The sequence below is a fragment of the Oleidesulfovibrio sp. genome, assembly GCF_047973035.1.
In the GTDB taxonomy this organism is placed as follows: Bacteria; Desulfobacterota; Desulfovibrionia; order Desulfovibrionales; family Desulfovibrionaceae; genus Oleidesulfovibrio.
This window is the reverse complement of the sequence record NZ_JBKEBF010000033.1, coordinates 1-19886: the sequence shown is the minus strand read 5'-3', so window position 1 is coordinate 19886 and position 19886 is coordinate 1. Positions and strand designations below refer to the sequence as shown.

Sequence of the window (19886 nt, the reverse complement as noted above, 5' to 3'; positions counted from 1 at the left end):
CTCTCCTTCGCAAAAGCATCTGCAACATCTCCGTTGACGGCCGGTTACAGCACGACAGGCTGCCGCCTTACCGGTGCGCAGGCTTAACTGCCTGCATATGAATGAATAATTCTAGCCTGTTGAACAGACTGCTGCCTCATGCTACGGTGCACATCGTCTGTGAAAAAGTGCGGACAAGCACAGGCAATGCAACAAAGCCGACAAGCAACAATTCAAGGGGGGATTAGGCATGCGGATTGAGCACGACGCACTAGGCAGCAGGGAGCTGCCGGATGATTCCCTTTTCGGAATTCACACCCTGCGCGCTAGTGAAAATTTCCCTCTTACACCATACACATTACCGGAGCCTCTTATCCTTGCGCTGGTACAGGTAAAGCTGGCCTGCGCCAGAACCAATGCCGCGCTCGGTTATCTGGACAGCCGCCGTGCCTCTGCCATCGAATCCGCCTGTGCTGAACTGCTGAGCGGGCAACACCGCCAAAGTATCGTGGTCGACCCTCTGCAGGGAGGTGCCGGAACATCCGCCAATATGAATGTGAATGAAGTGATCGCCAATCGCGCCTGCCAGTTGATGGGCGGCAAAGCAGGCGAACAGCCACTTGCAGAAGTTGCAGCCGAGGCGCTACAGGTATCCATAGAAGAAATACACAGTCTGCTTTCGCCTAAAAAAATGTACAAGCTGGGCTTTACGACAGACGATCTGCCCCACGCCTTGCGCCATCCCAACCCGCACGACGGAGAGTAATTCATGTACGTCGGAATCCACACGGCCAGTCTTCCATTTGTTTTTGCAGAAGCACGCAAGCGTATCGTCCTGCATGCAGCCATGTATTCAAACTTTGCCCGTTCGCCGCGGCACGTTGAAGCCCTGAATACGGCATTGCTCAAACCCGGCTTTCAAAAGCTTCAGGCCATTGCTTTGCCTTTTGACCCTAAGCGCGGATGGATGGAAGAATTCATGGAAGTGTTGCGCCCTGACTACACGCTGGCCCAGATGGAGCACGAGTTTAACAGCTCACGCGATTTTCTGGTGCGGCTGGCGGCCCATCACGACGGCATGGTAGAGTTGTATGAAACCCGCGCCATGCCGTGCATGCCTATCATCATTGTGGATGACAAAATACTCTTCGGGCACTATGCCCACAGCCCCGTGCCTGCCCCTCAGGGGTATTGGTTCAGCGTAAGCGCACCAGTGGAAACCATGCGTGAATGGCTACGCCAAGGCTCCGTACCCGATGATGCCACCCCTACTCAACGGGCTTCTTTACGGTTTGTGGCTGACTGCGAATACGCCATGCGCAACGCAAAGCGCCTTTTTCTGTAGACAAGGACTCTGGCAACTCAACTTTTTTTCAAAAAACACAAAAAAAGACTTGCAATGAAATGCCGGTTTGCTTAGAGATGTCTCCGCGACGCCGAGATAGCTCAGTTGGTAGAGCAGGGGACTGAAAATCCCCGTGTCGGGAGTTCAATTCTCTCTCTCGGCACCACGAGTGCCAAGCCCTTGCGGATGAAAATCTGCAGGGGCTTTTTCTTTTACCTTACCATGCAGCCTATCCAATTCTGCAGCGCTGCGCACCAAAATGGCGGCAGGCAACCTGCTAACTGCTCCTCTCATAAAACACTGATAAGAGCGCTCCGTTACAATCCGCATGATACCACTCTTCGGCTTTTATGAACGATCTGAGTGTCCCTTAATTAGCACCCCAAAGCCCTTCCTTCCGTCTTGCAATGAATAGAAACTCCACGACCACCATAGTTACACACACTTAGTGGCAACATGCCAATGAACCATTCCTGTCCTGCTACTATCCCTCATTAAGGGTCGGGCTTAACGCCCTTCCAGCGATACTGGCTCCGAACATTTCCGGCAAAAGAGTGCCGACCCTTTACGTTTGGTATCTTCCCATCACGGATTCACCAAAAATCCTGAAAAAAGTCCGTTTTCCGTTACCGTCACAAAATGCCCCCACCTTGATAGCCAGCAAAGACGGGATACTCACCGCATGTATTCATAATATTATTCGGCAAAAGATACATGTTGTCGGTCTGTTTTACACATTCAAAACGACATACAAAGCCAAAAAATCGAGAATGCCGCATCAATAGTCAAATTCATGTAACGGGCACAAATTTTGCTATCAACACCCCTCGATAAGTGATTGCTTACATTTATATCATCAGAGGGTGAACGATAAAAAAACTGTCACAACTATTCGTAACTGTTACTGTAATGGTACTCTTTGCAGTTCCCGCATATGCCGCCGTAGTGGATGTGTGGGAATACAAGTACGATGCGGGCTTTGTTGAATGGAGCTTCGGGGGCGGGCTCTACAATCTGTATGAAGCTTCAAACGAAGTGGATCTCGCCGGCACAACCGGCTACCGCAAACTGGCTTGGGGGGATGGTTTTTTGGGCAGCGGAAGTTACATTGAATTCATTGCGCCTGTAAGTGGTCAGGTTCTGACAGACGGCCCGATAGCTCCTACCATGAAAATGCAGCACAGCAACGATTTGAACGCCATGTTCAGTAACCCGTTACAGTCTGGCAAAGTAAAAGCCACGCTTGAGCTGCAAAGTCTTCTTCCTGCTTCCGGCCCTCAGAGTCTGCTGTCCGCCGAACTGATCTTTTCCTTTTATGACATCACCGCTGGTTCTGACTTTTTCATTCTGGATAACCCAGAAGTTACGCTCGAAGGGTTTGAGTATGAGGGAGAATACTATACGCTCAACTTCGGCGGCAGCTTTCGCCGTCTCGACTTGCCTGAACAAATTATGACAGAGCTTCAGCTTGACTCATCCAAAAACTATTACGGTTGGGAAACTGCTGAGAATGGCGGCTTTACGTCCGTAGATACCGGTTTTATCATTAAGCACACCGGTTCCGTTCCCACCCCTACCCCCGAACCGGGCACTCTGGCCCTTATGGGGCTGGGGCTTGCTGCACTCGGAGGCTTTTTACGCTTCAAACGTAACGCCATGTAGCATAGACGACTACCGACGGGCCCTCCATACAGGGCCCGTTTTTTCTTCTTCCTCTTTTACGCCCCCTGCTTGTGCTGGTAGCCAGCCCAAAAGCCACACACACAGAAAACGAAACCAGCATCTGCGCACCGCAACCGGCTTTCATTGCTGGCCCTTATCAAGACAGCGGCCCCGCAGAACCTCCCCCCTTTTGGCAAGCCAGCCCTTCGCAAATCTTCTTGCGGCAAAAAAAGTAGCTTTTTATATTGATTTTGATTTTCAAATTCACTAAAGCCAACAGTCAGACGCGCAAAGACAAATGCAACACGGCACAACACACCGTTTTGTTTATTGTACTTCTTTGCACGGCAATACTCAGGGGGGAAAGAGTTTTGTCCGGCACAAACCAACATGCCATTTTTTCAAAGGAACAAACACTCATAGCAGAAGCCGAAGAAGCACTGAGATCAGGAGCGTTGCAAAAAGAGCATGAAGCAGCTTTTACAGAACTGCTGGCAGGCTTTCGAAAAACGTTACGTCAGTGCGGCAGGCTTATGTCCATGGGTGACCGCATGCAGGCTCAGCTAAGTGAGCTGAACCGCGATATCGCAGCCAAAGAAGCACGGTATCGGTCAATTTTCCAATGCGCCGCCGAAGGAGTCTTCCGCACCACCGCCGATGGAGCTTTTGCAGAAGTAAATCCGGCTATGGCAGCTATCTTCGGTTGGTCTTCCGTTACAGAATTCATGCAACACAACGCCAGTCTGGCAAGTCTGTTCAACTCGGCACAGGCATATGCCGACTACCTTATCGAGTTGTGCGGTTCCGGTTCTGTAACACGCTACGAGGCAGCATTACGCCGCAAAGATGGTACTCCTGTATGGGTGGAAATAAGCACGCAGGTGCTGCACGCAGATTCTCAGGCAGAATGCGGTACAACTCATGTAGGAGTCGTTCTGGATGTGACAGACCACAAACACATGCTTGAAGAGCTGTCACACATGGCCCGAACTGACCCGCTTACAGGGCTGAGCAACCGCCGCTGCTTTATGGAAACAGCTCACGCAGAAGTGGAACGCATGCACCGTAACGGCAAGCCACTGTCTCTGCTGATGCTGGATATTGACCACTTCAAGCACGTAAACGACACATGGGGCCACGATGTAGGTGATATTGTTCTTAAAACTTTCGCCGCGTGCCTTTCATCCACTATGCGCAATGTTGATATATGCGCACGGCTTGGCGGTGAGGAATTTGCCGTGCTGCTGCCCGAAACGGATCACGAAAGCGCGCTGCTGGCAGCCGAACGGTTACGCAATGCCATCGCAACCATGCCTGTTGCCGGGCATGAGTTCAGCGTCTCGTCTTCATTGGGGCTCACTACCCTGCGCTATGCAGACCTGTTCTGCCGCGACCACCCGAAAGGCTCCGCAGCATCCGAAAAGACGGCGCAGCCGGCAGGTCAAATTGTGGAAGACATGCTTAAGCGTGCAGACATTGCCCTGTATGCTGCAAAGAAAAACGGACGCAACCGGACGGAAGTATACCCGCCGCAATGCGCCACCGGATGCACGCTGCCACGCTGCGCATGACGGCCATGCTTCAGCGAGCCGGAAATAGAGGCAAAAATCATACAAAATCATGCGCCAGCTCCCGAAAACACTACACTGTGCAGATGCCATCTGACACATACACCGCTGCGGGCTTCAAGCAGCACCAGAAGAACATTGGCTGAAAAACTTTTAAAAAACGCCACAACCCGACGAGCAAATCATGAGCCTGACTACCCGCACTCTGGATACGCTGGCGGATATCAGCATCCGCACCAAAATTAAAATAATACTGTTTCTGGGATTGATACTGTTTCCCATTGTCACTCTGCTGCTTAATGACAGCCTGACCCAGAGAGAGTTGAGCAACTTCATTGCAGCGTGGACAGCAGTGAGCCTGCTCCTTTTTCTGCCCATTACAAAAGGTGCACTGCACATACTGGTACTCCGTAGCGTGCATTATTTAAACGGTCTTTGCGAGCAGATGAAAGAAGGCAACCTGCGTCCCTTTGCCACACTTCCGCCGGAACCCAAAGAAGGGGATGAACTACAACGTCTGCGGCACAATATGTTCTGGATGGGGCACGTCATACACAGCCGCCAACAGGAACTGGCAACCGCCATGGCGGACCTGAAAAATGCTCAGACCCAGATGGTAAGCTCCATCGAATACGCAAGTCTCATCCAGCGGGCTTTTCTGCCTGCGCGGGAAGAGCTGAATCAGCTTTTTACCGACCACTTTCTGTACTGGAGCCAACGTGACACCGTGGGCGGAGACTCCTACTGGTTCAAAACAACCCCTTCGGGAACTTTTATAGCAATCATTGATTGCACAGGACACGGCGTACCCGGCGCATTTATGACCCTTATCATCCACTCGCTGTTTGAACGGCTTGATATGAAAGCCGTGGACGGCGACCCTGCGGCCCTTGTCAGCATGATGAACAACGCCATCAAAAATGCTCTGGAACAGCATGACAAAGGGGCCGCATCAGATGAGGGCATGGACTGCTCCGTATGCTTCATTCCCACCGACAAGAAAGCTGTACGCTTTGCAGGGGCCGGAAATTCACTGTTTCTGACATTTGCAGACGGCACTTCAAAAGAAATCAAAGGGGACCGGCGCGGGGTCGGCTACGTTCGCACTGCATCCGCAGCTACGTATACCAATCATGACATTTCACTGCATCAGGGCATGCGCCTGTACATGCTGACTGACGGTCTCATTGATCAGATCGGCGGCGAGAAACATCTTCCCTTCGGGAAAAAGCGCCTGATGGAGTTGCTGCAACAGACCGCGCACCATGACTGCGCAACGCAACAGCAAAAGCTGGAACAAGCATTTATTGACTACAAAGGCATACAAGCCAGACGTGACGACGTAACCGTTCTGGGCTTTACCGTGTAACCCGCTATACCGTGGCAAAACCTGACGACGAGGACATCGTTACAATGGAAACAAAAATGTTCCAGTGCCATACCGAAATGCACGAACAAGGCATCATGCTCTATTTCAGCGGACCGGTCTGCCAAAGCGTAGTTGAAGGTCTGGGAGAAATGATGCGCCAGAAAATGGCGCGGGAAGAACGCGGCCTTGCCGTGGCGAGGCGGGTATTTGCCGTGCTGGTAGAACAGATGCAGAACATCATAAACTACTCTGGAACAATCCCCCTTTGCGCTGGTGTTATGCCAGCCATGGGTGAAGGTCAGGTAGTTGTCGGTCGCAAAGGAAGTGAATTTTTCATTACCTGCGGCAATCCTGTTCTGCGGGCAACAGAACCCCGCATTAAAGAAAAAATCGACACCATAAACCGCATGAATAAAGACGAACTGAAACGGTACTATAAAGAACAGCGCCGCAAAGAGCCGGATGAACTTTCACGCGGGGCAGGATTGGGGTTCATTGAAATGGCACGCAAAGCCAGCCATCCTCTGGCCTACAGCTTTGAGCCCATCAACGACACCATGTCGTACTTTGCAGTGAATGTGCGCATAGCGGAGGAGGAATAGCCATGAAAGCTCTCAACATCGCAGCCACCAAATCCTCCCCTGCAATCCAGTTTGATCCGCAAAACCACAGATTGCGTATCAGCGGCGAGTCCTATCCGGAAAACTGCGGCATGTTTTATCAGCCGGTATTCGGCTGGCTGCGCAACTACCTGCAAACGGAAACGACACAGTGCGTCACGCTGGACATGGAAATCATCTACTTTAACAGTTCCAGTTCAAAAACATTCATGGATTTGTTTGACCTGCTGGATGAAACAGCGGCCACAGGCACACAAATTACAGTGAACTGGCGCTACCATGCCGACAATGAAACGGCCTTGGAATGCGGTGAAGAATTTCAGGAAGACGTGCAGCACCTGCAATTCAATCTGGTGGAAATCGACTGATCGCAGCACCTGTTGTCCCCCGGGAGTTGCACAGTTAAAATCCATCATTGCGAAAGCGGCTATGGAAGTATTTCCATAGCCGCACTTCTTTTACATTTTCTATCGGCACCAGGGGGATCCGCAGAAAGGAAAGCAGAATCGACAACCACCCTTTCAGGCAAGTCGAAAAACGCGGGCTCAACGCCCTTTATTTTTCATACTAAGCAATTATGCGCGACACGTGATGAGCTGTTGGCGAAATGAGCTACCGCAGTCTGTTAGATAAACAGCAGCAAACTGACTGCCATAACGGCCATGCCCGCCACAACACCGGCGATAGAAAGATGGTGTTCGCCATACTCTTTTGCCGTAGGCAGCAATTCGTCTAATGAGATAAACACCATGATGCCCGCGACAGCCGCAAACAGCACTCCGAACACCGTATCGGAAAAAAACGGCATCAGAAGCAGGTAACCCACCAGTGCACCCACAGGTTCTGAAATACCGGACAAAAAAGACAGCTTAAATGCCTTCTTCCTGTCGCGGGTTGCATAAAAAATCGGGATAGATACGGCGATGCCCTCGGGAATGTTATGGATAGCTATCGCCACGGCAATGGCTATACCAAGCTGAGGGTCTGTAAGGGCTGCGGTAAAAGTGGCAAGGCCTTCGGGAAAGTTATGAATACCGATGGCAAGCGCAGTGAAAAGGCCCATGCGATACAATTTGTTAACACGCACCGCCTCACACTTGTCATCCATAGCTTCAATTTTCTGCACTTCATGGGGGTTCTCTTCCGAGGGCACCAGATAGTCGATAAGTGCAATAAACGCGATTCCCCCGAAAAATGCCAGCACGGTAACCCACGCACCCTGCACTTCTCCCATTGAACTTACCAGCGCATCACGTGCTTTTCCCAAAATTTCCACAAAGGATACATACAACATCACCCCAGCAGAAAAACCCAAGGCGATAGAAAGCGCTTTTGTATTGGTTTCTTTGGTAAAAAAAGCAAGCGCACTGCCGATACCAGTACTCAGGCCGGCAAACAGTGTCAGCCCGAAGGCAAAAAGAATATTCTCAATTGGAAACATACCGCAAGCTCCTGGCACAACAATTGGGCAGTAGTCTGATATATTATCAAGTTAGCGCTTTTGAGCAAGAGCAAAAGGCAGGGGCAGGTCAGCACGGCGACATTAGCCACCCCGCTCTGCCATCTTAGCGGACTTCATTGCCATCTGGCCCGACAAACAAGGCCCAAAAACACAAAAAAAGGCGGAGACCCGAATCTCCGCCTTTACAAAAAACACACCTAACAGTCTGTTTTTATTATGGTACCCGAGGCCGGACTTGAACCGGCACAGCTCGTAAGCCGAGGGATTTTAAGTCCCTTGTGTCTACCAATTCCACCACTCGGGCATGTGGCGAGTTCTCTAGTATGTCAGATGATTTCAGTCAATATGCAACAGGCCATCCGCAAAAGGAAAAATTGTGTGCAGCCGGAATGAATGCATCGGCAGTTACCGCAAACAGGCCCGACATTTCAGACAATCCCGTATCAAACATACGCAACCTGCAGGTGAAACAACAAATGATAAATTCTTTTTACTTGCAACATAAAGTAAAGCAATATTGCCTCATATCCGCGTCTGGCCTCACGCTTATTCAGAACCATGACAAGCGCAAAAAAGAAGCCGGAAGCTCGACAAGGACAGGCAGGTATATACGCATACGTATTTCAGACCGTCACTGATTTTTAGCACAAAGAGCGAAGTTTATAGCAGTACAGTTGCCGCACTCCAAACTAAGAACGCTGTATGCTCTGCAGATCAATAGCCCCTTCGTACCAGCCTTTGCTTTCCAGACGATAGACTAAAAGTTCCTGCAAGTTTTTATTCACAAACAGCATTTTGCCGAACACATGGTTATTCATGCCTTGCACAACAGCATCGCATACTTCGTGGAAGTTTTCTTCGTGGCATTCTCCGAATACGCACTGGACGCGAAGCGCATCGCCTTCCGGCTCAAACTGCATGAAATCCGCCCCCCGCTGCTCCAAAGCATCCTGCAACGCGTCACGAAAACCGGCTTCCAGTTCATGCAATTCGCTGTAGCTAAGGTCTGGGCTGTACGAAAAGTATCCGAACATCTCACAGTCGTACTTTGCCATGCATGGCCTCCTAACGTACCTGTAGTATAGCAAAAAAACGTTCCGCATACAGAGGCTGCGGACATCGGGAACAATCATCTCACACAGGGTAGCGCAAAAAAGGCAATTTCTCCATTCGTAAGTGCCTCCAGATGACCCGCCCCGCTATTTCAAGCTGCCTCAGGTCAAGTAACAACTCAACTATATTATACAATCAAAAATAGCGTTCTTATCAGGCAGGCCAGCATTACCCTTAACCGACTTACCTGCCCTTACGACTTGCAGAATATCGCGCCCATGTGCTTCTGGCTTGCCGCGGCATGTTCTGGTACACCATCGCCATGTCGCAACCAATGCAATCCGGCACAATACAAGCCGCCACCAATCAACGCAGCCGCATGGTCGTGCTTGGCCTCGACGGTCTGCCCCATTCACTGGCCCGCACCCTTGCAAAAACAGGCAAGCTCCCCAATCTGGCGCGGCTGGCGCTGGACACCGACAGCAGAGCAATCCGCGCAGAGTTGCCGGATCTGTCTCCGGTCAACTGGACATCTTTTTACACTGCCAGCGGACCGGAAGAACACGGAGTATTCGGCTTTACGCGGATCAGCCCTGCCACGTACGAAATGGCGCTGGCAGATTTCAATCAGGTAGCCGTGCCGACCATTTTCGACCTGCTGGGCGAAGCAGGCTTTGCATCACGTGTACTCAACCTGCCCAACACCTACCCGGCACGGCCCGTAAAGGGCACCATGCTGGTGGCAGGATTTGTTGCGCCGGACCTGAAGGGAGCCGTACATCCGCCATTTCTGACTGCCCGCCTGAACGCGGCAGGATACCAGATAGAAGCCGACACCACCCGAGGCGCAGCAGAACCGGAATATCTGTTCAGCCAGATTCGCGCCATGCTTCGCTCCCGCAGGCAGGCGCTGGAAATCATGTGGCCCGACCTTGGCTGGGATGTGTTCACCTGCGTACTGACTGAAACTGACCGTCTGTTTCACTTTTTCTTTGATGCCGTAACAGACACAACGCACCCTTTGCACACAAGCTGCATGGAGCTGCTGACAGAATGGGACGTATTACTGGGATACATACTTGATCTGTACGACAGACTGCCCCACCCGAAGCGTCTTATGGCTCTTGCCGACCACGGATTTACCAGATTACAGACCGAGGTAGACATCAACGCGTGGCTGCGGCACAACGGATATCTGCACACCGCTTCTACGGCGATGCAGACAGAACTGGATGCCACAGGCGTACTGCCTGAAGCGCGCGCGTTTGCGCTGGACCCCGGCCGCATATACCTGCATACGGCGCAACGATTCAGCAGAGGAAGATTGAACGAGGCACAGGCTGCCGATACGGCCCACGCCATCCGTAGCGGCCTTATGGCACTGCGTTATGAAGGCAAGCCTGTCATCAGGGCTGTACACACGGCAGACGATCTGTACAACGGACCTATGCGCCCCTACGCGCCGGACCTAATATGCGAGGCACATTCAGGCTTTGACCTAAAAGCAAAATTTGATCGGGACCAGATTTTCGGTTTCTTCGGACGCAGCGGCTCCCACACCGCAGACGACGCATTCTTTTATGATTCGCAAGGAGCAGCACCGCGCACCCTGCGGGAAACCGGCCAACTGGTTCTGAAACATTTCGGCATTGCGCCGCACAACGATAATTCACTCGTCAGCCAGCGCGGCACGGGCATCATCCATACGGCGTAGCACCCGCCACAGACAAAATTTATCCGCATGATTGATTATAAAAACGAATTGAACCCCGCACAGTACGAAGCCGCCACAACGCTTGAAGGCCCCATGCTGGTCATCGCCGGTGCCGGCAGCGGCAAAACGCGCACCGTAGTATACCGCCTTGCCAACATGGTTGAGCAGGGCATATCCGCATCCAACATCCTGCTGCTTACGTTTACCCGCAAAGCGGCTCAGGAAATGCAGAACCGTGCCGCACAGCTTCTGGGCCAGTCTGCCGCAATGGTGGGCGGCGTACAGGGCGGCACATTCCATGCGTTTGCCTATTCCATCCTGCGCATGCACAAGCCTGACGGCTACGAAGGCGACCTTTCCGTCATGGACTCCGCCGATGCCGCGGGCGCGCTGAAGCACTGCAAAGACATGCTGAGTCTGGGCAAAGGCGACCGCAGCTTTCCGAAAACACAAACCGTCATGGGGCTGCTTTCAAAGGCACGCAACAAGGAGCTGACGGTTGAAGATGTGCTCCGCCGCGAGGCATTCCACCTTGCATCCTACGCGGGTGATCTGAGTAAAATCAGCGAATCCTACCGGGGCTTCAAGCGTAAGCACTCCCTTATGGACTACGATGACTTGCTGTTCGAGCTGGAACGGCTGCTTAAGTCCAATCCGGAGCTGCTGGAATACTACCGCGACCGCTTCAAGTACATCATGGTTGACGAATTTCAGGATACCAACCTTGTGCAGGCGCGCCTTGTACGGCTTCTGGGCGGCGGGCACCGCAACGTCATGGCAGTGGGCGACGATGCCCAGTCCATCTATGCGTTCCGCGGGGCCAACGTGCAGAACATTCTTGATTTTCCCGACATGTTCCCCGGCACAAAAATCGTCAAGCTGGAAGAAAACTATCGTTCGGTGCAGCCGGTGCTGAACCTGACCAACGCCATTCTGGACGACGCACCGCAGGCTTTCCATAAAAAGCTGTTCACACGCCGCGAAGGCGGACAGACACCGCACGTCATGCGCCCGCTTTCCGACCTGACACAGGCGTCCATGGTCACGTCAAAGGTTTCTGAACTGCTGCGCACCTATCCGCCGGAAGAAATCGCGGTACTGTTCCGTGCCGGATACCAGTCGTATCATGTGGAAATGCAGCTGGGTAAGCTGGGCGTCAAATTCAAGAAATACGGCGGGGTGCGCTATGCTGATGCGGCCCACGTCAAAGACGTACTTTCGTACATTCGTCTGGTGGTGAACCCGCTTGACCTGCCGGCATTCCAGCGCATGGCTTCGCTGGTAAAGGGCATCGGCGCAAAAACCTGCCTGAAGCTGTACGAAGCAGCGCAAAAGGCCGACAGGTCAGTCCTGCACAAAGCATGTGCCCGCTACCCGGAACTGCAGGAAGATTTCAAACTGCTGGAACAGCTGCGCACCAAACCGCTGACTCCGGCAGGGCTGACTTCTGCCGTTATCGAGCACTATCAGCCGCGACTGGAAGCAAACTACCCCGACGATTACCCGCGCCGCCAGCATGGTCTTGAACAGCTGGTACAGATTGCGGCTTCATACAACGACGTGGACCTGATGCTGTCCGACCTGTGTCTGGAAGACCCCACAACAGACAAAGGGGAAGACATCAGCGCTGTCACGCTGTCCACCATTCACTCCGCAAAAGGACTGGAATGGGCCGCCGTTCTGCTTATCGACCTGGTGGAAGACCGCTTCCCCTCGCGTCATGCCATGAACAAGGCAGAAGACTTTGAAGAGGAGCGCAGGCTCATGTACGTGGCTTGTACCCGTGCGCGCGATTATCTGGGGCTGTTTGTGCCTGCCACCATTTACGACCGTAGCGGCGGCGGCAACACACCTGCCAACCCCAGCCCGTTTGTGCGCGACCTGCCCGACCACCTGTACGAGGACTGGCGCGAAAACTTTACCGGCACGCTGACCCGCCGCGAAGCCTCCATGCCGTCTTTCCGTCCTGCTCCTGCGTACAAAAGCACCGGCAAACCGGCAGGCGCAGGTGCAGAATCCGCAACAGGCTCGCTGGGAAACGGCGGCAAACCTGCCTCCGGCTACTGCACACATAAAATCTTCGGCAAGGGCAAAATTATCCAGCATGTTCCGCCGGACAAATACCGTGTGAACTTTCCGGGCTTCGGCCTCAAGGTCATCATGGCTCAGTACCTGACCATGGAATAGGCAGAAAAAGCGTGCAGGATTTATCGCCTCGCATGTTCCTGCCCTGAACAGAGTATGTCTGCCGAAGCGCGCGATGCAAAAGCATACGTAGTACATTTTATCAGCCGCTAACGATACACACGGATGTTCACATGAGCACCATGACTTCTGAAGATGCATTTCTGGCCTGTATCGACAGGCATTTCAGCAACACGCACCCGCACGTTCTGCGCGGCAGGGGCGATGACTGCTGCGAACTGTCCTGCCCTTCGCGCATGACGCTGAGCACAGACCTGTTCATGCAGGATGCGCATTTCAGACTGAGTTATTTTTCTGCAAGTGACATCGGCCACAAAGCCCTTGCCGTGAACATCAGCGATATTGCTGCCGCAGGTGCAACGCCTCTGGGCTTCAGTCTGGGGCTTATGATTCCTGACGGGACTACAGGCGCACAGCACTTTGCCGACAGCTATTGGGATGATCTCTTTGCCGGTATGGCAGCACTTGCAGATACTTTTAACGTAGCCCTGACAGGCGGCGACCTGACCCGTGCCGGCACATTCGGCTTGTGTGTCACGGTGTGGGGCGGTCCCCACTATGATGCACCTTTCCTGCGCCGTTCCGGTTGCAAGGCCGGCGACGCTCTGTTCCTTGTGGGGCAGACAGAATACGCACCGGCCGGTCTGGCCCGCACCGGCCTGCTGGAACTGGAAGCACGCGGAGCAAGCGCCGCCGACTGCTACCCCGAAGCAGTGCAGGCTCATCTGCGCCCTGTGCCGCTGGTTCATGCCGGGCAGTGCCTTGCCGCTTTTCAGCAACAGCATAGTGACGCGCGCATCGCATTAATGGACCTTTCAGACGGCCTTGCACGCGACCTACCGCGTCTGCTGGCTGCGGGAAAAGGCACAACCGGAGCTTCGCTGATATTGCCGGACGCAATGTTGCATCCGGAAGTACGCCGCTGGGCAACAGCAAACGGACACAACGCAGCAATGCATGCGTTTTCCGGCGGTGAGGATTATGCCCTGTTGGGCAGCTGCGCACCGGAAGCTGTAAACGGCCTGACAACGGCACTGGAAAAAACAGGCCACCGCCTTACCCTGCTCGGCACTGCTCATGGTGATGGCGGCATACTGCTGAACGGGGTTCCTGTAACTGCCAAAGGCTTTGACCACTTTTCCGCCTAGCGCCTTTGCGGCTTTTCTCTTTCAGTATAAAGCCTGTCTATGTGACACCCTTATTCAATCGCTGCCCGCATCCGGCACAGGAGGTTCATATGTCAGAATACCCGTCTTCGGCTGAAATCAACATCATCGGTGTGATCCGTTCTTCGTTTACAGATTTGAATAACTGCCCCAAACAAGGTGACGAAGGCGGCGTAGAAGCATGGGTAGAGGTGCTGCCGCAATACGCAGCAGGGCTTGAGTCCCTGCAGGCAGGCCAGAATCTGACGCTTCTTTCATGGCTGCATGAGGCAGACAGACACGTTCTGGCTGTGCATCCCCGCGGCGATGTGAACCGCCCCAAGCGCGGCGTATTTAATACCCGTTCACCCGCACGGCCTAACCCGATAGGCCTGCACGAAGTTACCCTGCTGGAAACTGAAGGCGCACGGCTTCGTGTTGCTCCGCTTGAGGTGCTGGACGGCACACCCGTCATTGACATCAAAACCAGCTACGACCAACGCAAGCCTGTGGCCGGTGCAGAAGCAGCAGGAATCCCCCCGCGTCAGGCCGCCATTATCCGGCAGGCCTGCCACACAGCATGGCAACGCACGCTGCTTTCGGGCTTTAACGGCAACATAAGTCTGCGCATCAATGGCGACACCTGCCTTGTAACGGCTACCGGCTCAACCAAAGGCGATCTGCAACCGGAAGATCTGGCACTGGTGGATATCGCCACCGGCAAGCACATTGCAGGCGGCAAGGCTTCATCCGAAACGGCAATGCACCTTGCCATCTACCGGCAACAGCCTGAAGCGCAGGCCGTTGTTCATACACACCCGCCAAAGCTGCTCGCGCTTGGCGTACGCGTTGCCCCCGCTGACATGCTGCGCATTCCGATATACGAGTCTGACCTTATCCGCGAACGCATGACCTGCATTCCCGCACATGCCCCCGGCACACAGGAACTTGCAGACGCCGCCGGAGCTGCCGCCGCACAACACGAGGCCATACACATGGAAAAACACGGCCTTGTATGCTGGGCCGCCACGCCGCGAGAAGCGTTGGCGTTAAGCGAAGAAATAGAGCACATTGCAGGAATGCATCTGGATTCTCTTTGCTGAAAAATGCCCTGAGCATTCATTACAAACCAATGACAATGACGCCGAGGGGTTGCGCATTGTTTACAAAAACGGTATTTCGCCCAGTCTAAGGTTTGTACCTTCTGCACAGCATGCACCCGCCATACGGACTATCATGCTGCAGGCGTTCGAACACGCGCAGACGGCAACGGCCGTTCCGGCGCACAACCAAGAGGACCGCATGGAATGACGACAGTCTCTCCCGATTTTGCTCCCGACTTTAAAAAAATGGGTGGCCTTGTTCCCGCCATTGCACAGGATGCCGCATCCGGCGATGTGCTGATGATGGCATGGATGAACGAGGACGCATGGAACCGGACTATCGAGACCGGTGAAGCCCATTACTTCAGCCGCAGCCGTGGTACGCTGTGGCATAAAGGCGGAACATCGGGACATACCCAGCATATCAAGGCCGTGCGCCTTGACTGCGACAGCGATACGATTCTGCTGCTCGTAGATCAGATAGGCGGCGCGGCCTGCCATAAAGGGTATAAAAGCTGTTTTTTCCGTGAATTAAAGGACGGCGAGATCACAACCTGCTCGCCCATGGTGTTCGACCCCAAGGAGGTTTATAAATAATGTATACTGCTAATCCGATTTTAAAGCTTGGCCTGCCTAAAGGCTCTCTGGAACAGACTACCATCAATCTGTTTGCCAAATCCGGCTGGAAAATCCGCCAACATCACAGAAACTACTTCCCTGAAATCAACGACCCCGAACTGACAGCCCGTCTGTGCCGCGTGCAGGAAATTCCCGGCTATATCGAAGACGGCATTCTCGACGTGGGTCTGACAGGCAAAGACTGGCTGCTTGAGCAGGGCTCCGATGTGGTCGTCGTTTCTGACCTTGTATACTCCAAAACATCCAACCGCCCTGCCCGCTGGGTTCTGGCCGTGGCCGGTGATTCGCCCTATCAGCGTCCAGAAGACCTTGCCGGCAAGCGTATTGCCACCGAACTGCTGGGCGTAACAAAAAAATACTTTGAAGACGCCGGGATCCCCGTAAACGTATTTTACTCGTGGGGTGCGACGGAAGCAAAAGTGGTAGAAGGCCTTGCTGACGCCATTGTGGAAGTGACCGAAACCGGCACAACCATCAAGGCACACGGTCTGCGGGTAATCGCAGAGGTTTTGCTGACCAATACCGTGCTGATTGCCAACAAGGCAGCGTGGGAAGACCCCAAAAAGCGCCAAAAAATTGAACAGCTCAACCTGCTGCTGCAAGGTGCACTGAAAGCAGAAGCCCTTGTCGGCCTTAAAATGAACGTACCTACAGGTAAGCTGGACAACGTGCTGGACAAGCTGCCCAGCCTGAACTCTCCTACCGTGGCCAGCCTGCGCGACGGCAAGTGGGTTGCGGTTGAAATCGTCGTGGACGAAGGCGTAGTCCGTGACCTGATTCCTGAACTGAAGGAAGCAGGGGCCGAGGGCATCATCGAATACGCCCTGAACAAGGTTATCTAGTACCGCAGCATAAAAACGCTTTGCATACCGGAACCTGAAAATTATTCTGCGCGTTCCCTTGCACAGCGTACATTCCCGAAGCTACAAAGGCTGCCCTGACGTTTTCGGGGCAGCCTTTTACAGTATCGGGCCGCAGGCAGATTTGTTCTTCATAACAGTTCCACATGCTCCGGAGTAACGCTATGACTACGCCCCGCATCCCCGCAAAACTGTATGGCATAATCGGTCACCCGCTGGGTCATACTATGAGTCCCCTGCTACATAACTGGGGGTTTGAGTTGCTGAAGGAAGACGCGGCATACATGGCCTTTCCGGTTACTCCTGAAGCACTGCCCGAATTTATACGCAGTGTGCGTACTCTGCCTGTCTCCGGCCTCAGCGTTACCATTCCGCATAAGCAGGCAATAATGCCGTTACTCGACAGCATCACCCCTCGGGCACAAACTGCAGGGGCCGTGAATACCGTCTTCTGGCATGACGGCAAACTGACAGGTGACAACACAGACGTAACCGGATTTCTGCAGCCGCTTCTGCCAATGAAAGGCCGGTTCACTCACGCACTGGTGCTGGGTGCAGGTGGAGCAGCCAATGCAGTCCTTACCGGACTTGCAGAGCTGGGCGTACCGCTAGTTACCATCAGCAACCGTAACGAAGAGCGTGCTCTTTCGTTGGCAAAGCGGTTCAGGATAGCATCCCTGCCATGGGAAGAGCGGCATGTGGAGACAGCCGACCTTATCATCAACACCACCCCGCTGGGCATGTCAGGCGAAAGCGTGCATAATTCGCCTGTAACGGATGATTTTTTTGCAAGCACACTTGCACATGCGGTGGCCTATGATCTGGTATACAACCCTCTTGAAACGCGTTTTCTGGCGCAAGCAAAACACGCAGGACGTAGCACCATTGACGGGCTTTCGATGTTTGTGGCGCAAGGCGCTGAGCAGTTCCGCATCTGGAGGGGCAAAGAATTGCCGTTTGATGAAGCACGGGCACTGATAGCTGCGATGCTGGGTTTGTAATTACCACAGCTACTGACTCAACGCAGGCTCGGCCACAAAGACAGCCTGCAATTATTCGTAACTCGCTTTATTTACATGGACTGATCTACATAAAAAAGTTCACGAACCGACAAAAATCAATCCGTGAACCTGTACGGTAGCATTTTTTATTACGACACTTTTGGCTATGCCCGCGCCCACGCCCTTCATCGCAACCTGCATGGAGGCAAACAGGGCTCCACGTTTTCTATTCTTTATGCAACATATAGTGGCTGGCCAATTTGCCTTTTATTTTATTGCCGTCTTTATCCAGCATAAAAAGTACATTCTCGCCCACAAAAAACATTCTGTTATCAGCTTGTTCGTCCAGTTCTATACGTGTCCCGTCAACCCACCGGAAGCGGCCTTGTTCTACAAAAAGAGAATCGGATTCATCACGATACTTCTCCCGTAGCAAATAGGTGTTATCAGCATTAAGCGACATAGTGGTTTCTATGCCCGGACAGCTGGGAGATGGCACTTGTCCGTAATTACTTCCGGACCAGTCAAGGGCATTACGCGCTGTATGGGACATGTCCGCAGACGAAGTATCGCTCAGACTTCTCTGCTCAACTTTTTGTCCGCCTGAACATCCGCTGACCAGTAAAGCGGACAACAGGATCATTGTCACAACAAAATTTTTCAGCATGGCGGTTACATTATTCCTCTCTGGCATCGTTACATGCCTGTTTAGCCAAATCGGCAAGCAATTTCCCCATCATCACTATACCTTCAGTTTCCGGTGCCAACCCGTGCCGTTCTGCAAGAGCGGATGGATGTGTATAAACAACTTCGCAACCAAGCTCTGTTTCTCTGATGAGCACTTTTAGCGGCAGGTCCAGCGCGAGAGTTGGCGCCTGCAACATAAGAGGTGTACCCGCTGCAGGATTCCCAAACACAATGACTTTGGATTCCGGCATAGTCAGATCAGAATCTTGAGCATTCTGTTTATGATCAAACGTCGCAAATACAGACAAATCCCTGTCGCTTAACGCGCCAAGATAAGCCCGCCAAACTGCCAACGCATCTGCAGAGCACGATAAGCACACCAAAGAAGTTGACTCCATTACGTCCTCCTGCCAATACCGCATCTAACATTTTTAAACGGAACTAGAAATTCGCCCGCTCCACCTTCGCGGGCACAAAGAATAAAACCACCCATACGTTAGCACTATACGCCTCATATATCGTAAAAGAAAGCCATGTGAAAAATATGCTCGCGCAAACGCGAATGCAATGCCCTCAGCAGCCGGCTTGCAGCCCATACAAACACGGGCAGCAAGAAAGTAAAGTCGTTATGCATCGTAAGAGCAAGCTTGTGTGACACCAAGGCGCGAGTAAGGCAAAAATGTAACGTATAGGAAAAAACATCCCCAAACAGGTCCATACAGACGGACTACACATCCTACACAAAGAACTTAGTCGGATTTTAGCGACCAGACGAACCGGAATGATCTGGTGTTTATCTAGCGATGCACCTGAAGGTATAAGTCCCAGAAAGTGCTGACACGCGCTAGAGAGGTACAGAGCTAAGTACAGAAAAATGCAGCTCAGGCAGACTTATACAGTCTGGCAGCCCTTCCAAAGATGCGGCCCACGGAGCCTGCCCTTATACGCTGACATGCTGAACCAGTAGGATAGCGGTCGTGCACAAGCAAGAAAGGAACAACCCTTGGGCAAAGCGTACTAATGGAAGAATGGGACTGGCAAGTAATCCACAACTGGCCTTAACGCCTAACTCCAACGGGAGCTGCGACACTCGTGCAGGCGACCAAAAGTGCTTGAAAGGACCGGCATGGGACCATCGAGAGCCAAAACAAACGGACTAAAGGATGTGCGGCTGGAAGCAACTAAGGAAGGGAAAAGAGAAAGAAGGAAACCGCGGCGCCAACTACTACAAACGCCTCTTCTGAGCAATTGATGGAGATGGCGCGGCTGCCGAAACGACAACAGGCTCTGATCGTATCTGATCAGAGCCTGTTGCGCTTTTTCAAAAGAAAAAGCCTTGGCGACGGCCTACTTTCCCACAAGCTACCCTGCAGTATCATCGGCGATGGCTGGCTTAACTTCCGAGTTCGGAATGGGATCGGGTGTACCCCAGCCTCCATGGTCACCAAGGCAAATTCGTGGCCGGGCGGGTGGT

At 52.9% G+C, this 19886-nt stretch carries 18 protein-coding genes, 2 tRNA genes and 1 rRNA gene; 15 read left to right on the top strand and 6 right to left on the bottom strand.

Annotated elements, in window-relative coordinates:
- Nucleotides 1–229: 229 nt before the first annotated feature.
- The 8 genes from ACK5LI_RS10525 (at nucleotide 230) to ACK5LI_RS10490 (ending at nucleotide 6911) form a co-directional block, all read left to right on the top strand.
- Nucleotides 230–745 (top strand): lyase family protein, encoded by a 516-nt coding sequence (locus ACK5LI_RS10525; RefSeq protein ID WP_416949024.1) that lies wholly within the window; start codon nucleotides 230–232, stop codon nucleotides 743–745.
- A 3-nt stretch (nucleotides 746–748) separates the two neighbouring features.
- Nucleotides 749–1324, top strand: a complete 576-nt coding sequence (locus tag ACK5LI_RS10520; RefSeq protein ID WP_416949022.1) for a hypothetical protein — start codon at nucleotides 749–751, stop codon at nucleotides 1322–1324.
- A 90-nt stretch (nucleotides 1325–1414) separates the two neighbouring features.
- A tRNA-Phe gene (locus ACK5LI_RS10515) sits at nucleotides 1415–1490 on the top strand.
- A 704-nt stretch (nucleotides 1491–2194) separates the two neighbouring features.
- Nucleotides 2195–2986, top strand: a complete 792-nt coding sequence (locus ACK5LI_RS10510) for a THxN family PEP-CTERM protein (protein WP_416949134.1) — start codon at nucleotides 2195–2197, stop codon at nucleotides 2984–2986.
- Between the two features lie 371 nt (nucleotides 2987–3357).
- Complete coding sequence (locus ACK5LI_RS10505; protein ID WP_416949020.1) at nucleotides 3358–4557, top strand: diguanylate cyclase; 1200 nt, start codon at nucleotides 3358–3360, stop codon at nucleotides 4555–4557.
- A gap of 181 nt (nucleotides 4558–4738) precedes the next feature.
- Entirely contained in the window at nucleotides 4739–5923 is a 1185-nt protein-coding gene (locus tag ACK5LI_RS10500; protein WP_416949018.1) for a PP2C family protein-serine/threonine phosphatase, read from the top strand.
- A gap of 44 nt (nucleotides 5924–5967) precedes the next feature.
- Complete coding sequence (locus ACK5LI_RS10495; protein ID WP_416949016.1) at nucleotides 5968–6525, top strand: SiaB family protein kinase; 558 nt, start codon at nucleotides 5968–5970, stop codon at nucleotides 6523–6525.
- Nucleotides 6526–6527: 2 nt separating this feature from the next.
- Nucleotides 6528–6911 (top strand): DUF1987 domain-containing protein, encoded by a 384-nt coding sequence (locus ACK5LI_RS10490; protein WP_416949014.1) that lies wholly within the window; start codon nucleotides 6528–6530, stop codon nucleotides 6909–6911.
- Nucleotides 6912–7168: 257 nt separating this feature from the next.
- On the opposite strand, the gene zupT is transcribed toward ACK5LI_RS10490, so the two are convergent.
- The 3 genes from zupT to ACK5LI_RS10475 form a co-directional block, all read right to left on the bottom strand.
- Nucleotides 7169–7984 carry a zinc transporter ZupT gene (gene zupT / locus ACK5LI_RS10485; RefSeq protein WP_416949011.1) on the bottom strand — a complete coding sequence of 272 codons (816 nt, stop codon included), beginning with the start codon at nucleotides 7982–7984 and terminating at the stop codon, nucleotides 7169–7171.
- Nucleotides 7985–8222: 238 nt separating this feature from the next.
- Nucleotides 8223–8309, bottom strand: a tRNA-Leu gene (locus ACK5LI_RS10480).
- A gap of 385 nt (nucleotides 8310–8694) precedes the next feature.
- On the bottom strand, nucleotides 8695–9060 hold the full coding sequence (locus ACK5LI_RS10475) for a hypothetical protein (RefSeq protein ID WP_416949008.1): 366 nt from the start codon (nucleotides 9058–9060) through the stop codon (nucleotides 8695–8697).
- A 278-nt stretch (nucleotides 9061–9338) separates the two neighbouring features.
- Here ACK5LI_RS10475 and ACK5LI_RS10470 point away from each other — a divergent pair, with 278 nt between their 5' ends.
- The 7 genes from ACK5LI_RS10470 to ACK5LI_RS10440 all read left to right on the top strand — a co-directional run bounded on the left by ACK5LI_RS10470 (nucleotide 9339) and on the right by ACK5LI_RS10440 (nucleotide 17725).
- Complete coding sequence (locus tag ACK5LI_RS10470; protein ID WP_416949006.1) at nucleotides 9339–10772, top strand: alkaline phosphatase family protein; 1434 nt, start codon at nucleotides 9339–9341, stop codon at nucleotides 10770–10772.
- A 27-nt stretch (nucleotides 10773–10799) separates the two neighbouring features.
- Nucleotides 10800–12959 (top strand): ATP-dependent helicase, encoded by a 2160-nt coding sequence (locus ACK5LI_RS10465; protein ID WP_416949004.1) that lies wholly within the window; start codon nucleotides 10800–10802, stop codon nucleotides 12957–12959.
- Nucleotides 12960–13090: 131 nt separating this feature from the next.
- Complete coding sequence (locus ACK5LI_RS10460; protein WP_416949002.1) at nucleotides 13091–14125, top strand: thiamine-phosphate kinase; 1035 nt, start codon at nucleotides 13091–13093, stop codon at nucleotides 14123–14125.
- Nucleotides 14126–14214: 89 nt separating this feature from the next.
- The gene (gene tsaA, locus ACK5LI_RS10455) at nucleotides 14215–15225 is read left to right on the top strand and encodes a tRNA (N6-threonylcarbamoyladenosine(37)-N6)-methyltransferase TrmO (protein WP_416949000.1); all 1011 of its coding nucleotides are present in this window, start codon (nucleotides 14215–14217) and stop codon (nucleotides 15223–15225) included.
- 204 nt (nucleotides 15226–15429) lie between these two features.
- Nucleotides 15430–15822, top strand: coding sequence for a phosphoribosyl-AMP cyclohydrolase (gene hisI, locus ACK5LI_RS10450; RefSeq protein ID WP_416948998.1), 393 nt, complete (start codon nucleotides 15430–15432; stop codon nucleotides 15820–15822).
- The gene (gene hisG / locus ACK5LI_RS10445) at nucleotides 15822–16706 is read left to right on the top strand and encodes an ATP phosphoribosyltransferase (RefSeq protein WP_416948996.1); all 885 of its coding nucleotides are present in this window, start codon (nucleotides 15822–15824) and stop codon (nucleotides 16704–16706) included. Before hisI ends, hisG begins: the two co-directional genes overlap by 1 nt.
- Before the next feature lie 182 nt (nucleotides 16707–16888).
- The gene (locus ACK5LI_RS10440) at nucleotides 16889–17725 is read left to right on the top strand and encodes a shikimate dehydrogenase (protein WP_416948994.1); all 837 of its coding nucleotides are present in this window, start codon (nucleotides 16889–16891) and stop codon (nucleotides 17723–17725) included.
- A gap of 226 nt (nucleotides 17726–17951) precedes the next feature.
- Here ACK5LI_RS10440 and ACK5LI_RS10435 read toward each other — a convergent pair whose 3' ends face one another.
- The 3 genes from ACK5LI_RS10435 to rrf all read right to left on the bottom strand — a co-directional run bounded on the left by ACK5LI_RS10435 (nucleotide 17952) and on the right by rrf (nucleotide 19861).
- Nucleotides 17952–18392: a copper resistance protein NlpE gene (locus ACK5LI_RS10435; RefSeq protein WP_416948992.1), complete on the bottom strand. Its 441-nt coding sequence runs from the start codon at nucleotides 18390–18392 to the stop codon at nucleotides 17952–17954.
- A 10-nt stretch (nucleotides 18393–18402) separates the two neighbouring features.
- Nucleotides 18403–18810 carry a DUF302 domain-containing protein gene (locus ACK5LI_RS10430; protein WP_416948990.1) on the bottom strand — a complete coding sequence of 136 codons (408 nt, stop codon included), beginning with the start codon at nucleotides 18808–18810 and terminating at the stop codon, nucleotides 18403–18405.
- A gap of 936 nt (nucleotides 18811–19746) precedes the next feature.
- A 5S ribosomal RNA gene (gene rrf / locus ACK5LI_RS10425) occupies nucleotides 19747–19861 on the bottom strand.
- Nucleotides 19862–19886: the final 25 nt, after the last annotated feature.

Excerpts from the sequence above, each read along its gene's own strand:
- ACK5LI_RS10525 (WP_416949024.1), top strand. The coding sequence starts at position 230 with ATGCGGATTGAGCACGACGCACTAGGCAGCAGGGAGCTGCCGGATGAT.
- ACK5LI_RS10520 (WP_416949022.1), top strand. The coding sequence starts at position 749 with ATGTACGTCGGAATCCACACGGCCAGTCTTCCATTTGTTTTTGCAGAA.
- ACK5LI_RS10500 (WP_416949018.1), top strand. The coding sequence starts at position 4,739 with ATGAGCCTGACTACCCGCACTCTGGATACGCTGGCGGATATCAGCATC.
- ACK5LI_RS10495 (WP_416949016.1), top strand. The coding sequence starts at position 5,968 with ATGGAAACAAAAATGTTCCAGTGCCATACCGAAATGCACGAACAAGGC.
- ACK5LI_RS10490 (WP_416949014.1), top strand. The coding sequence starts at position 6,528 with ATGAAAGCTCTCAACATCGCAGCCACCAAATCCTCCCCTGCAATCCAG.
- zupT (WP_416949011.1), bottom strand. The coding sequence starts at position 7,984 with ATGTTTCCAATTGAGAATATTCTTTTTGCCTTCGGGCTGACACTGTTT.
- ACK5LI_RS10475 (WP_416949008.1), bottom strand. The coding sequence starts at position 9,060 with ATGGCAAAGTACGACTGTGAGATGTTCGGATACTTTTCGTACAGCCCA.
- ACK5LI_RS10465 (WP_416949004.1), top strand. The coding sequence starts at position 10,800 with ATGATTGATTATAAAAACGAATTGAACCCCGCACAGTACGAAGCCGCC.
- ACK5LI_RS10460 (WP_416949002.1), top strand. The coding sequence starts at position 13,091 with ATGAGCACCATGACTTCTGAAGATGCATTTCTGGCCTGTATCGACAGG.
- tsaA (WP_416949000.1), top strand. The coding sequence starts at position 14,215 with ATGTCAGAATACCCGTCTTCGGCTGAAATCAACATCATCGGTGTGATC.
- hisI (WP_416948998.1), top strand. The coding sequence starts at position 15,430 with ATGACGACAGTCTCTCCCGATTTTGCTCCCGACTTTAAAAAAATGGGT.
- hisG (WP_416948996.1), top strand. The coding sequence starts at position 15,822 with ATGTATACTGCTAATCCGATTTTAAAGCTTGGCCTGCCTAAAGGCTCT.
- ACK5LI_RS10440 (WP_416948994.1), top strand. The coding sequence starts at position 16,889 with ATGACTACGCCCCGCATCCCCGCAAAACTGTATGGCATAATCGGTCAC.
- ACK5LI_RS10435 (WP_416948992.1), bottom strand. The coding sequence starts at position 18,392 with ATGCTGAAAAATTTTGTTGTGACAATGATCCTGTTGTCCGCTTTACTG.
- ACK5LI_RS10430 (WP_416948990.1), bottom strand. The coding sequence starts at position 18,810 with ATGGAGTCAACTTCTTTGGTGTGCTTATCGTGCTCTGCAGATGCGTTG.